Below are 12,676 nucleotides of genomic sequence, written 5' to 3' on the forward strand. Positions count from 1 at the left end.
TCTGACGTTAGCCCCTTGGCGCTAGGTTTTGTAAGTGTACAAAACCTAGCGCCAACCAGGGCTTCCCGCCTTGGTCGTTCGCTGAATTCCAAACCCCCCTCCGTTAACGCGTTAAAAGCGCGCCTTCCTGCTATCGGCACTCTCACAATCGGTTACAGTCGCATCCATGGTGTTAACCGTGCAAAAGGGAGTGTGCATGACGCGCGCGTGGGGAAGGGGAGCGGCCTGTGTGCTGCTGGCAATATTGTGTGGTTGTGGTGAAAAACCAGCGCCGCAGCCTGAGCGGCCGCGGGTGAGCGTACAGAAGGTGCAGGCCAAGGCCTTTGCGCCCACCGTGGAAGTCACTGGCGACGTGCAAGCGCGGGTGCAAACGCAACTGTCGTTTCGGGTGGGCGGGAAAATCATCGAGCGTAAGGTGGATGTAGGCGACCGCGTGACGCCACGCCAAGTGCTGGCCCGCCTCGACCCTAAGGACCTACAGATCAATGTGGATTCGGCCACGGCGGCGGTAGCGGCCGAGCAAGCCCGCGTGGCCCAGGCCAGCGCGGCGTTCGACCGTCAGGCCAAGCTATTGCCCAAGGGCTATACCAGCCGGAGCGAGTATGACAACGCCCAGGCAAGCCTGCGCAGCAGCCAAAGCGCCCTGGCGGCCGCCCGCGCGCAGTTGGCCAACGCTCGAGAACAGTTGGGCTATACCGACCTTGTGGCCGATGCCCCCGGTGTGATCACCGCGCGCCAGGCGGAGGTGGGCCAGGTGGTGCAGGCTACCCAGCCCATGTTCGACCTCGCCCGGGATGGGCAGCGGGACGCGGTGTTCAACGTGTTTGAAGGGCTGTTCGTGCAGCCAACTGGCGGCGCGCCCATTACCGTACGTTTGCTCGAAGACCCAAGCGTTGCGGTGCAAGGCAAGGTGCGCGAGGTCACCCCCACGGTGTCCGCGCAAACCGGCACCCTACAGGTTAAGGTTGCCCTGGACGCCCTGCCGCCGCGTATGCGCTTGGGCTCGGTAGTCAGCGGCGTGCTGGAGGCCCCTGCAAAACCTGCGGTCGAGCTGCCGTGGTCGGCCCTCACCAAAGCTGTCCACGACCCTGCGGTGTGGTTGCTCAAGGGCGATACGGTGAGCCTGCATAAGGTCACGGTGGGCCGCTATCTCACTGCCAAGGTGGTGATCATCGACGGGTTGGCCGATGGCGACCAGGTGGTAGTGGCTGGCGGGCAACTGTTGCACCCGGATATGCAGGTAGAAGTGGCCCAGGAGGCAGCACAATGAAACTGTGGCGGGCCCTTCCCTTATTGTTGTTGACCGGTTGCTCCGACGACGCGCCACCACCTGAACCCGTGCGCCCAGTGCTGGCTGCCCCGGTGGTGGCCGTGGATCGGCAAGCCCTCGGGCGCTTTGCCGGCAACATCGAGCCCCGCTACCAGAGCACCCTGGGCTTTAGGGTGAATGGACGTATTGCCCAGCGCCTGGTAGACGTAGGCAGCGAGGTCAAGCAGGGCGACCTGTTGGCCGTGCTGGACCCTATCGACCAACAAAACCAACTGCGCTCGCGCCAGGGCGACCTGAGCCGCGTAGAAGCCCAATGGATTAATGCCCAGGCTAACAGCCGTCGCCAGCAAGAGTTGTATGATCGGGGCGTGGGTTCCACGGCGCTGTTGGACCGCGCCACCGCCGACCTGAAAACCTCCCGCGCATCGCTGGAGCAGGCCAAGGCCGCCGCGAGCCAGGCGCAGGATCAGCTCAGTTACAGCGAGCTGCGCGCCGACCACGATGCTGTGGTCACCGGCTTGAGCGCTGAGGCGGGGCAAGTAGTGGCCGCCGGGCAGGAAGTGGTTACCCTGGCCCGGCCCGATGTGAAAGAGGCCGTGATCGACCTGCCGGAGTCGGTGGCTGAGCAGTTGCCGCCGGACGTGGACTTCTACGTTCAGGCTCAACTCGCCCCCGACGTGGGCACCCATGCCAGCTTGCGTGAGATAGAACCCCAGGCCAACAGCACCACACGCACCCGCCAGGTGCGCTTGAGCCTGACCGACACGCCCCCCGCGCTGCGGCTGGGTACGGCGATCAGCGTAACGGTCACCCGGCAAGTCGCGCTCCGTGGCGAAGTGCCCGTGCGCGCTTTGCAGGAACGCGACGGCCACACCCAGGTGTGGGTGATCGACGAGCAAGCCCGCACCGTAGCCCCTCGGCAGGTAAAGGTGCTTGAGCGCCGGCGCGAGGTGGCCATTGTCGATGCCAGCCTGCACGCCGGGGAGCGGGTAGTAATTGCCGGCCTGAACAGCCTCAAGCCGGGGCAACAGATCAAACTTGACCAAGGGAAGGGCCAATGAGCGGCAGTAAGTTCAACCTCTCGGACTGGGCCCTGCGGCATCAGTCGTTCGTGTGGTACCTGATGTTCGTGGCCTTGCTGATGGGCGTGTTCTCGTACATGAAGCTGGGGCGCGAGGAAGACCCGGCCTTCACCATCAAAACCATGGTGATTCAAACCCGCTGGCCTGGCGCTACTCAAGATGAAACCCTCAAGCAGGTCACCGACCGCATAGAGAAGAAGCTCGAAGAGCTCGATTCCCTGGACTACACCAAAAGCTATACCCGCCCAGGCGAGTCCACGGTGTTCGTATACCTGCGCGATACCACTCAAGCCGAGGCCATTCCGCACATCTGGTATGAGGTGCGGAAAAAGATCGACGACATTCGCGGTGATTTCCCCCAAGGGCTCCAAGGGCCAGCGTTCAACGATGAGTTCGGTGACGTATTCGGTTCCATCTACGCCTTTACCGCCGATGGCCTGAGCATGCGCCAGCTGCGTGACTATGTGGAACAGGTGCGCGCGGGGATTCGCCAGGTAGAAAACCTGGGCAAGGTGGAGATGGTCGGGGAGCAGGAAGAGGTTATCTACCTGAACTTCTCCACCCGCAAGCTGGCAGCTCTGGGCCTGGATCAACGCCAAGTGGTGCAAGCCTTGCAGGCCCAGAACGCGGTAACGCCCGCCGGGGTGATAGAGGCCGGGCCAGAGCGTATCTCCGTGCGTACCACTGGCCAGTTCCGCTCCGAGGCAGACCTGCGGGAGCTTAACCTGCGGGTGAACGACCGCTTCTACCGGCTGGCCGACGTGGCGGACATCACCCGTGGCTACGCCGAGCCGCCTACCCCGATGTTCCGCTTCAATGGCCAGCCTGCCCTGGGCCTGGCGGTGGCCATGCGCGACGGCGGCAATATCCAGGCCTTCGGCAAGGCCTTGCATGCCCGCATGACCGAACTCACCGGCGAACTCCCGGTAGGGGTAGGGGTGCATACGGTGTCAGACCAGGCGGCGGTGGTGGAAAAAGCCGTGGGGGGCTTTACCAGCGCATTGTTCGAGGCGGTGGTCATCGTGATGGTGGTGAGCTTTGTTAGCCTGGGTATTAGGGCAGGCTTGGTAGTGGCCTGCTCGATCCCCCTGGTACTGGCTCTAGTGTTCGTGTTCATGGAGTACAGCGGCATCACCATGCAGCGGATCTCCCTGGGAGCGTTGATTATTGCCCTGGGCCTGTTGGTGGACGATGCCATGATCACCGTGGAGATGATGGTGACCCGGCTCGAGTTAGGGGACAGCCGCAAAAAGGCAGCCACCTTTGCCTATACCTCCACCGCTTTCCCCATGCTGACCGGCACCCTGGTTACCGTGGCAGGCTTTACCCCCATCGGCTTGAACGCCAGCTCGGCCGGTGAGTACACCTTCACGCTGTTTGCCGTGATCGCGGTGGCCATGCTGGTGTCGTGGGTGGTGGCGGTGTTTTTCGCGCCGGTCATCGGTGTGCATATTCTCAGCGACAAGGTCGCCGGCAAGCACTCGGATGAGCCTGGGCGCATTGGCCGGGCATTCAATGGCGCGCTGGTAGGTTGCATGCGCCATCGCTGGCTGACCATTATTGGCACCTTGGTGTTATTTGCCTTGTCGCTGTTTTGCATGCGCTTCGTTCAGAACCAATTCTTCCCGTCCTCGGACCGCCCCGAGCTGCTGGTAGACCTTAACCTGCCGCAAAACGCCTCGATCCACGAAACGGAGCGGGCCGTGAACAAGCTCGAAGCCTTGATCAAGGATGACCCAGACATCGTTCACTGGAGCACTTACATCGGCGAAGGGGCGATCCGCTTCTACCTGCCCTTGGACCAGCAGCTGCAAAACCCTTACTACGCCCAGTTGGTAATCGTCAGCAAGGGCCTGGAAGAACGGGAAGGCCTAGCCCAGCGGCTGCGCGAAAAGCTGCGTAAAGACTTCGTAGGCATCGGCACTTACGTGCAACCCTTGGAAATGGGGCCACCAGTGGGCCGGCCTGTGCAGTACCGGGTCAGCGGGCGGGACCTGGACGAAGTACGCCGCCACGCCATTGACCTGGCTACCTTGCTGGACAAAAACCCCCATGTGGGGGACATGATCTTCGACTGGAACGAGCCGGGTAAGGTACTGCGCATCGATATCGCCCAAGACCGCGCGCGGCAATTGGGGCTGTCTTCCGAGGACGTGGCCAAGCTGATGAACACCATCGTCAGCGGCGCGCCGATCACCCAGGTGAATGATGATATCTACCTGGTGAACGTGGTTGGCCGGGCGGAAGATGCCGAGCGTAACTCGCCCGATACCTTGCAAAACCTGCAGATCGTTACCCCAAGTGGCGTGTCTATCCCACTGATGTCTTTCGCTACCGTGCGCTATGAGCTGGAACAGCCGCTGGTTTGGCGCCGCGATCGGATGCCCACCGTTACCCTTAAGGCCGCTGTGCGGGATGACTTGCAACCCACCGACCTGGTGGCGCAGCTCAAGCCTGAGATCGACCGTTTCTCCGCCGACCTGCCAGCGGGCTACCACGTGGCAACGGGCGGTACCGTAGAGGAGAGCGGCAAGGCCCAAGGGCCGATTGCCCAGGTAGTGCCGCTGATGCTGTTCCTGATGGCCACCTTCTTGATGATCCAGCTGCACAGTGTGCAGAAGATGTTCCTGGTGGCCAGCGTGGCGCCCCTTGGGCTGATTGGTGTGGTGGTGGCCCTGGTACCCACCGGCACGCCCTTGGGCTTTGTGGCGATTCTGGGGGTACTGGCGTTGATTGGGATCATCATCCGTAACTCGGTGATTCTGGTGACCCAGATCGACATCTTCGAGAAGGACGGCTATACGCCCTGGGATGCCGTGGTAGAAGCCACGCAACACCGGCGCCGGCCCATCCTGCTGACCGCAGCCGCGGCCAGCCTAGGCATGATCCCCATTGCCCGTGAAGTGTTCTGGGGGCCCATGGCCTACGCCATGATCGGCGGCATCATCAGTGCCACCTTGCTTACGCTGTTGTTCCTACCGGCGTTGTATGTGGCTTGGTACCGGATCAAGGAAGATGCCTAATTCATGGTCGCCGTCTTGATCCTTATCGCAATAGCGGAGCTGGTGTAGGAGCCAGCAAAGCTGGCGAACAGGCCTTGAATCGTCCCTTCGCAAGCTTGCGCTCGCGCCTACACGCGATAGAGGCCCGTGTAGCAACCGAGCCAGGCCGCCGCCGGTATCTAACGCGTGTTGAGGCGCTGGGCCAGCCTATCGCCACCGAATTGAATCACGGCTACCAGCGCTACCAGCAGCACGATGACGCTGAACATCACCTGCGTATCGAAGCGCTGGTAGCCATAGCGGTAGGCGATATCCCCCAACCCACCCGCGCCCACCGCGCCGGCCATGGCCGAGCTGTTGATCATGGCAACCAAGGTGATGGTAAAGCCCCCAACGATGCCCGGCCGGGCTTCGGGCAACAGTACATGCCAAACGATCTGCCAGCGGCGGCAGCCCATGGCCTGGGCCGCTTCGATCAGGCCGTGGTCTACCTCGCGCAGGCTGACCTCTACGATTCTGGCAAAGAACGGCGTGGCGGCCAGAGTAAGGGGCACTATAGCGGCCCACACCCCATAGGTAGTGCCCACGACCCAGCGGGTAAAGGGGATAAGCGCCACCATCAGGATCAGAAACGGCACAGAGCGGAATAGATTGACGAACCCGCCCAGCAGGCGGTTCAGCAAGGGCGCTTCGAACAGCCCGCCCCGGCCACTGGTTACTAGAATCACCGCCATGGGTATCCCCACCAGCAAGGCGATCAGCGACGACACCCCCACCATCAACAAGGTGTCCAAGGCCCCCTGGAGCAAACGGTCAAGCCACATAGCCCAGCACCTCCACTCGGTCTGCCCATTGGCTGGCACGCTCTAGCAACTGGTCCGGCTCCAAAGGGGAGCGCGCCACTGACAGCAACAAGTGGCCCAGGCTGCGCCCTTGAATAGCTTCCAGGCCGCCGTGCAACAGCCGCACTTGGCCGCCTACCGCCCGAAACAACCCTGCCAGGTCAGGTTCCTCGGCCCCCGCGCCGGTGAACCGCAACGCTAGCACTACGGCCGCGCCAGGTTGCGAGGTAGGCAGCAAGCGGCTTGTCAGGTCCGCTGGCAACGCCTGTTGCAGCGGCGCCAACAGGGTGCGACTCACCGCATGCTGGGGGTCGCCAAACACCTGCCACACCGGGCCCTGTTCTACGATAACGCCACGCTCAAGCACTACCACGCGGTCGCAAACCTCACGGATCACTGCCATTTCATGGGTGATCAGCACCAAGGTAAGGTTCAGGCGCTGGTTGATGTCTCGCAGCAGCGCCAGAATGGAGGCAGTGGTTTCAGGGTCCAGGGCAGAAGTGGCCTCGTCGCACAGAAGCACCGAAGGGTCATGCACCAGCGCCCGGGCAATGCCGACACGCTGCTTCTGCCCGCCCGACAGCTGCGCGGGGTAGGCGCCGTGCTTGTCCTCCAGGCCTACCAACGCCAGCAACGCTCGTACCTTGTGCTGGCGCACGGCCCGTGGCACACCCGCTACCTTTAGCGGTAATTCCACGTTTTGCGCAACGGTTTTGGCGGACATCAAATTAAAATGCTGGAAGATCATGCCTATGTCGCGGCGCAGCGCCACCAGGCGGTTTTCATCGAGCCCTGCCAGGCTCACATCGCCTACCCGCACGTCGCCTGCGCAGGGCTGTTCCAAACGGTTGAAGGTCCTTAACAAGGAGGATTTGCCCGCGCCGCTCCGGCCAATAATGCCGAAGATTTCCCCGCGCTGAATATCTAGGTCGATGCCTTGCAAGGCGGTGATCGGCCCTTGAAGGCCCTGATACACCTTGCTGACCCCGCGCAGGCGAATGTAGGGGGCTAGTGTGTCCGCAACGGGCAGGTTAGGTGCTTCAGCTAGAGAGCGTGGCACCAGCCGCACAGAAGGCAGGTTCATGGCTTACCCCTTCCAAGCAGGTTGGTAGAGCGTACCCAGTGACTTATCCAACGCCGCTTTCACTACCGGCGAATGCTGGTAGATGTCGATGAATTTGGCTAGCCGCGGGTCCTGCTGGTGGCTGGGCTGGATCACGAATTGAATCACGTATTCAGGGTGGTCCAAGCCATCGAACAGCAGGGCGGACTCGGCATCGAAGGTTTTAGCCAGGCGAATATAGGCCGGGTAGCCCTGTACCACGTCGGCGTCATCGTAAGCGCGCACCAGCTGAACCGCCTCTACCTGAAGGATCTTCAGGTGTCTGGGGTTGCTGACAATGTCATCTTCGGTGGCCTTGTAGCCCACCCCTGGTTTGAGCGCGATCAAGCCCGCCTTGGCCAACAGTTGCAGGCCCCGGCCGCTGTTAATGGGGTCATTGGCGATAGCTACGGAGGCACCCTCGGGCAAGGCATCAATGCTTTTGAAACGCTTGGAATACAACCCTACGTTATTGATGATCCCCGGCGCATAAGGCACCAAATCAAAGCCAGCCGCCTGCTTGGCGTTTTCCAGAAAGGGAATGTGCTGGAAGTAATTCACGTCGATATCCCCTGCGGCGAGGCTGACGTTAGGGGCGATCCAGTCGGTGTATTCCACCAACTCCACCTTCAAGCCCTGCTTTTCAGCTTCAGCGGCGGCCGCTTCCAGCGGGATGGCAAACGCTGCCGTGGTACCGACCTTCAGTGAAGGCTCGGCGGCGTGAGCGGGCCCAGCCAGCAGGCCTGCCGTGAGCAACAGGAAACGTATTGGAGTGAACACAGAAGCCCGAACCATACCGCCCTCACAATAAGAACGCCGCGCAGTGGCGGCCGGTGTGTGATGGTCCGGTGGTCCGGTGGTTATACCCTAGAGGAGCTTAAAGCCTTTTTGAAATAACCCTTTGTGCTTTGGATAGAAGGGATTTGAGCGCTCAACGTCCTTCACCCCAAAAACTTCCCCAAAAACTGCCGCGTACGCTCATGCTGCGGCGAGGCGAACATTTCTTTAGGGTCTCCCTGTTCGATGATCCGGCCTTTGTCGAAGAACACTACGCGATTGGCTACGTCCCGCGCGAAACTCATCTCATGGGTCACGATGATCATGGTGCGCTTTTCCTCGGCCAGGCCACGGATGGTGGCCAGTACCTCGCCGACCAATTCCGGGTCCAGGGCTGAGGTGGGTTCGTCAAACAGGATGACCTGCGGCTGCATGGCCAGGGCACGGGCGATAGCGACCCGTTGTTGCTGGCCGCCGGACAGCCTGCGGGGGTAGGCGGCTTCCTTGCCCGCCAGGCCAACCTTGGCCAGCAGCTCACGGCCCATGGCTTGGGCCTCGGCCAAGGGGGTTTTCTTTACGATCACCGGCCCCTCGATCACATTTTCCAACGCCGTGCGGTGAGGGAACAGGTTGAAGTTCTGGAACACGAAGCCTACCTGCTGGCGCAGCTGTCGCACCTGGGCTTGCTGCTTGGCAAGGGGCTGGCCGGCATTTATATGCACCTGGCCGAGCTGAATTTGCCCGGAGGAGGGGGTTTCCAGCAGGTTGAGGCAGCGCAGAAAGGTGGTTTTACCAGAGCCACTGGGCCCAATGATCGCCACCACTTCCCCTTCGGCGACCGTGAGGTCAATAGCGTCCAGCACTAGGGTGTCATTGAACCGTTTGGTCAGGTGTTCCACCACAATCATTGCTCAACGCTCCAAGTCGTGGCGGTTGGCACGCCGTTCCAAGCGGTTCTGGAAGTACGCAAGAATGCTGGCCAGCACCCAATAGATCAGCGCGGCGCTCAGGTACATGGCGAAGATCTCGAAAGTGCGGGCCGTGACCAACTGCGCCTGGCGGAACAGCTCCGGTACCTGAATGGTTGCCGCCAGGGCAGTGTCCTTGACCAGCGAAATGAAACTGTTACCCAAGGGTGGCAGGGCGGTGCGCGCCGCTTGCGGCAGGATGGTGCGGCGCAGGGTTTGCGCTCGGGTCATGCCGATGCTGGCAGCGGCTTCCCATTGGCCTCGGTCGATGGAGCCAATGGCTGCTCGCAAAATTTCGCAGGCATAAGCCGCCATGTTTAAAGAAAACCCGATCAGCGCCGCCATCAAGGGGCTTAACTCAAGCCCGACCGAGGGTAAGCCGTAATAGATCAGGAACAACTGCACTAGCAGCGGCGTGCCGCGGAAAAACGACACGTACACCCGCGAAATGCCCCGGGCGATTGCCAGGCGAGACAGGCGCATCATCGCCAGGGCAAAGCCCAGCAACAGCCCGAAGAACATGCCCCCCAGGCTGAGTATTACCGTGAACCAGGCGCCCTGAAGCAGAAACGGGAGAGACTCCAGGGCGACGCGCAGGCTTTCTTGGTTCATTGGGTCACGTCAGCGCCGAACCACTTTTGCGACAGTTTGGCCAGGGAGCCGTCCTTGCGCATAGTCGCCAAGGCATCGTCGAGGGCTTTGAGCATTTCAGGTTCGCCTTTGCGCAGGGCAATGCCAGATTCCTGCCGAGAGAACGCCTCGCCTGCCACGGCCAGCCGGTCGCCGGTTTTCTTCACGGTGTCCAGCGCGGCAAGGCGATCTACCAGGATTGCGTCGATACGCTTGTTCATCAGGTCCTGGAATTTGGTGGGGTCGTCTTCATAGGTGCGTACATCAGCGCCCGGTACGTTCGCCTTGACCCATTGCTCGTAGTTGGTCCCCAAGCCCACGCCTACTTTCTTACCCGACAGGTCGGCCGGCTTGGCGATGGTGTTGGCGTCGGCCTTGCGGGTCAGGGCTTGGATACCCGATACGGTGTAGGGCACGGAGAAGTCATACTTTTTCTTGCGCTCGTCAGAGATGGTCACTTGGTTGATCACCACATCCAGCCGCTTGGACTCCAGCGCCGCCAGAATGCCGTCCCACTTGGTGGGCTGTACCTTGGCCTTCACGCCCAGCTGTTTGGCCAGGGCCTCGGCCAGCTCCACTTCGAAGCCGGTCAGCTTGCCTTGGTCATCCACGTAACTGAAGGGCGGGTAGGTGCCTTCAAGGCCAACGTTGATCACGCCAGCATCTTTAACGTGCTGAAGTTGCTCGCCTGCTTGGGCCTGGTTCGCGAAAGCGGCCAGGGCAAGGGCGGTAAAAGCCAGGTGACGCAAAGCGTTCAAACGCATGAGAGGGTCCTTATAATGAAGGTCAAGCCGACCAAACGTCGGTATAAGCGAACAGCGCTGGAGTACCACCGGTGTGCAGGAACAACACCGGGCCGTCTTCGAAGCGCTGGCGGCCAACGCCGTCCAGCAACCCCGCCATGGCCTTGCCGGTGTATACCGGGTCCAGCAAGATGCCTTCTTGGGCGGCGAGCAGTTTGATCGCAGCCAGGCCCCCTGCGTTCGGTTCGCCATAGCCAGGGCCGTAGTATTCATCCCACAGGTGCACCTTGAACGCCCCTGGCAGCGGCACGCCCAACAGCTGCGCGGTGGCTTCGGCCAACCCTTGCACCTTGGGCCGCTGTTGATCTTCTTCGCGGGAAACCGTTACCCCAATGACCGGCAACTCAGGCAGACGTTCGCTAAGGGCCAGGGCCAGGCCGGCTTGTGTGCCAGCGCTGCCACTGGCCAGCACCACGGCAGCAAAGGTCACGCCGCTGGCTTCGATCTGGTCCGCCAGTTCCAGCCCTGCACGCACATAACCCAACGTACCGACCGGGTTCGATCCACCAATAGGCACGATATAGGGCTGCTTGCCGCCATTGCGCAAACGCGCGGCCAGCGCCTCCATGGACGCCTGGGCGTTGTCCAGGTTTTCCACCAGCTCGACCCGAGCCTCGAACAGCTCCAGCAGCAGGCGGTTGCCGTTGTGCAGGTAGTCAGTGTTCTCAGTGCCTGTGGGGTTTTCCAGCAGCGCGAAGCAGGACAGCCCCAGGCGGGCCGCCAGCGCTGCTGTTTGGCGCACGTGGTTGCTTTGGATGGCGCCAGCGGTGATCAGCGTATCGGCGCCTTGAGCCAACGCGTCGGCGACCAAGTACTCAAGCTTGCGCAGCTTGTTGCCACCCAACGCCAGTGGGGTCAGATCATCGCGCTTGATGTAGATATCGCGTGCTAGCCAGGCGCAGAGCCGGTCGAGCTTTTCCAGTGGGGTTGCGGCCGGCATCAGGTCCAGGCGGGCGAAACGGGAAAGCTGCTCGGTGATCATGGGGCTTCCGGGAAATGGCCAATGCGCGATCATAGGCATGGCACCACGCTCAGGCAATACGTTCCCTGCCCTATGATGAGCATTCGTATCCATATGCCTGTGAGTTCGCTCCACTGCTGAAAGGGTTATTTTTTCAGAGGTGTAATTTCCCGTAGAGTGGGCGCCGGAGCGGCGCCATGCGCAGCCTTAACGCAGGAGAAAGTATCGTGAGCGAACAGGGGCAAGGGCGGAGCAACGGCAAGGGCCATTGGCAGCTCCAAGGTATCGTCGCTGAATTGCGCGGCGCCCGGGAGCAATGGCGGCGGCAGAACGGCCGCAGCTGTGGGTATGGCGGGGGCCGGGAGCTGCCATCGCGCGAGGCGATGGCGACCATTCTCGAGCAATTGTGCGGGGCGCTCTTCCCCATGCGCCTGGGCCCGGTAGACCTGCGCGAGGAAAGCGAAGACTTCTATGTGGGCCATACCCTCGATGCCGCGCTTAACGGCCTGTTGGCCCAGGCCCGGTTGGAGCTGCGCTACGCCGGGCGTCATGGCCCGTGCAACGCCGAACAACTGGACGCCACCGCGCTGAGCATTACTCAGGGCTTCGCCGCGGCGCTGCCGGCGCTGCGTCAACTGCTGGATACCGACGTGCTGGCCGCCTACCAGGGTGACCCTGCGGCGCGCAGTGTGGACGAAGTGCTGCTGTGCTACCCCGGCGTGACCGCGATCATCCACCACCGCCTGGCGCATCACCTGTACCAGGCAGGGGTGCCGTTGCTGGCGCGAATTGCTTCGGAGCTGGCGCACTCCAGCACCGGTATCGATATTCACCCCGGCGCGCGGATCGGCCCAAGCTTCTTTATCGACCACGGCACCGGTGTGGTCATTGGTGAAACCGCGATCATTGGCGAGCGGGTGCGCATCTATCAGGCGGTTACCCTGGGCGCCAAGCGTTTCCCTTCCGCCGAAGATGGCACCTTGCAGAAGGGCTTGCCGCGCCACCCTATCGTGGAGGACGACGTGGTCATCTATGCCGGGGCGACCATTTTGGGCCGAATTACCATTGGCAAGGGCTCTATCATCGGGGGTAACGTGTGGTTGACCCGCAGCGTGCCACCGGGCAGCAACCTGACCCAGGCTAGCTTGCAGCAGAACGAAGGCAGCACTCGGTAAAGGCCCCGTACAGGCGCTGATCGGCGCCCCCGGTTTGGTCTCAGCGCATAATCGTGTTTAAATT

At 61.8% G+C, this 12,676-nt stretch carries 10 protein-coding genes and 1 pseudogene; 4 read left to right on the plus strand and 7 right to left on the minus strand.

What is annotated here, in order from left to right; genetic code table 11:
- The first annotated feature begins 196 nt into the window (after window positions 1-196).
- From ACWKV4_RS02775 to ACWKV4_RS02785, 3 genes are read left to right on the plus strand one after another with little or no spacing between them, the layout of a single operon-like run.
- Window positions 197-1,270 (plus strand): efflux RND transporter periplasmic adaptor subunit, encoded by a 1,074-nt coding sequence (locus ACWKV4_RS02775; RefSeq protein ID WP_483833866.1) that lies wholly within the window; start codon window positions 197-199, stop codon window positions 1,268-1,270.
- Window positions 1,267-2,331 (plus strand): efflux RND transporter periplasmic adaptor subunit, encoded by a 1,065-nt coding sequence (locus ACWKV4_RS02780; protein WP_483833865.1) that lies wholly within the window; start codon window positions 1,267-1,269, stop codon window positions 2,329-2,331. Before ACWKV4_RS02775 ends, ACWKV4_RS02780 begins: the two co-directional genes overlap by 4 nt.
- Complete coding sequence (locus ACWKV4_RS02785; RefSeq protein ID WP_483833864.1) at window positions 2,328-5,375, plus strand: efflux RND transporter permease subunit; 3,048 nt, start codon at window positions 2,328-2,330, stop codon at window positions 5,373-5,375. Before ACWKV4_RS02780 ends, ACWKV4_RS02785 begins: the two co-directional genes overlap by 4 nt.
- Window positions 5,376-5,533: 158 nt before the next feature.
- Here the strand turns inward: ACWKV4_RS02785 and ACWKV4_RS02790 are convergent, their stop codons facing one another.
- The 7 genes and pseudogenes from ACWKV4_RS02790 to ACWKV4_RS02820 form a co-directional block, all read right to left on the minus strand.
- Complete coding sequence (locus ACWKV4_RS02790; RefSeq protein WP_483833863.1) at window positions 5,534-6,178, minus strand: methionine ABC transporter permease; 645 nt, start codon at window positions 6,176-6,178, stop codon at window positions 5,534-5,536.
- Window positions 6,168-7,178, minus strand: a pseudogene (locus ACWKV4_RS02795) (methionine ABC transporter ATP-binding protein); the annotation flags it as partial. The pseudogene ACWKV4_RS02795 and the gene ACWKV4_RS02790, both read right to left, overlap by 11 nt.
- A gap of 105 nt (window positions 7,179-7,283) precedes the next feature.
- Window positions 7,284-8,093, minus strand: a complete 810-nt coding sequence (locus tag ACWKV4_RS02800; protein ID WP_483833862.1) for a MetQ/NlpA family ABC transporter substrate-binding protein — start codon at window positions 8,091-8,093, stop codon at window positions 7,284-7,286.
- A gap of 146 nt (window positions 8,094-8,239) precedes the next feature.
- Entirely contained in the window at window positions 8,240-8,983 is a 744-nt protein-coding gene (tcyN, locus tag ACWKV4_RS02805) for an L-cystine ABC transporter ATP-binding protein TcyN (RefSeq protein WP_483833861.1), read from the minus strand.
- Between the two features lie 3 nt (window positions 8,984-8,986).
- Window positions 8,987-9,655 carry a cystine ABC transporter permease gene (tcyL, locus tag ACWKV4_RS02810; protein WP_483833860.1) on the minus strand — a complete coding sequence of 223 codons (669 nt, stop codon included), beginning with the start codon at window positions 9,653-9,655 and terminating at the stop codon, window positions 8,987-8,989.
- Window positions 9,652-10,437: a cystine ABC transporter substrate-binding protein gene (gene tcyJ / locus ACWKV4_RS02815; RefSeq protein ID WP_483833859.1), complete on the minus strand. Its 786-nt coding sequence runs from the start codon at window positions 10,435-10,437 to the stop codon at window positions 9,652-9,654. The genes tcyL and tcyJ overlap by 4 nt, the downstream gene beginning before the upstream one ends.
- A gap of 22 nt (window positions 10,438-10,459) precedes the next feature.
- Window positions 10,460-11,458 (minus strand): D-cysteine desulfhydrase, encoded by a 999-nt coding sequence (locus ACWKV4_RS02820; RefSeq protein WP_483833858.1) that lies wholly within the window; start codon window positions 11,456-11,458, stop codon window positions 10,460-10,462.
- A 176-nt stretch (window positions 11,459-11,634) separates the two neighbouring features.
- On the opposite strand from ACWKV4_RS02820, the gene epsC reads away from it, so the two are divergent.
- The gene (gene epsC, locus ACWKV4_RS02825; protein ID WP_483833857.1) at window positions 11,635-12,612 is read left to right on the plus strand and encodes a serine O-acetyltransferase EpsC; all 978 of its coding nucleotides are present in this window, start codon (window positions 11,635-11,637) and stop codon (window positions 12,610-12,612) included.
- Window positions 12,613-12,676: the final 64 nt, after the last annotated feature.

This window comes from Pseudomonas artemisiae, assembly GCF_057128685.1.

Bases quoted from the DNA above. Each gene is read 5' to 3' on its own strand.
- ACWKV4_RS02775 (WP_483833866.1), top strand. From the start codon at position 197: ATGACGCGCGCGTGGGGAAGGGGAGCGGCCTGTGTGCTGCTGGCAATA.
- ACWKV4_RS02780 (WP_483833865.1), top strand. From the start codon at position 1,267: ATGAAACTGTGGCGGGCCCTTCCCTTATTGTTGTTGACCGGTTGCTCC.
- ACWKV4_RS02785 (WP_483833864.1), top strand. From the start codon at position 2,328: ATGAGCGGCAGTAAGTTCAACCTCTCGGACTGGGCCCTGCGGCATCAG.
- ACWKV4_RS02790 (WP_483833863.1), bottom strand. From the start codon at position 6,178: ATGTGGCTTGACCGTTTGCTCCAGGGGGCCTTGGACACCTTGTTGATG.
- ACWKV4_RS02800 (WP_483833862.1), bottom strand. From the start codon at position 8,093: ATGGTTCGGGCTTCTGTGTTCACTCCAATACGTTTCCTGTTGCTCACG.
- tcyN (WP_483833861.1), bottom strand. From the start codon at position 8,983: ATGATTGTGGTGGAACACCTGACCAAACGGTTCAATGACACCCTAGTG.
- tcyL (WP_483833860.1), bottom strand. From the start codon at position 9,655: ATGAACCAAGAAAGCCTGCGCGTCGCCCTGGAGTCTCTCCCGTTTCTG.
- tcyJ (WP_483833859.1), bottom strand. From the start codon at position 10,437: ATGCGTTTGAACGCTTTGCGTCACCTGGCTTTTACCGCCCTTGCCCTG.
- ACWKV4_RS02820 (WP_483833858.1), bottom strand. From the start codon at position 11,458: ATGATCACCGAGCAGCTTTCCCGTTTCGCCCGCCTGGACCTGATGCCG.
- epsC (WP_483833857.1), top strand. From the start codon at position 11,635: ATGCGCAGCCTTAACGCAGGAGAAAGTATCGTGAGCGAACAGGGGCAA.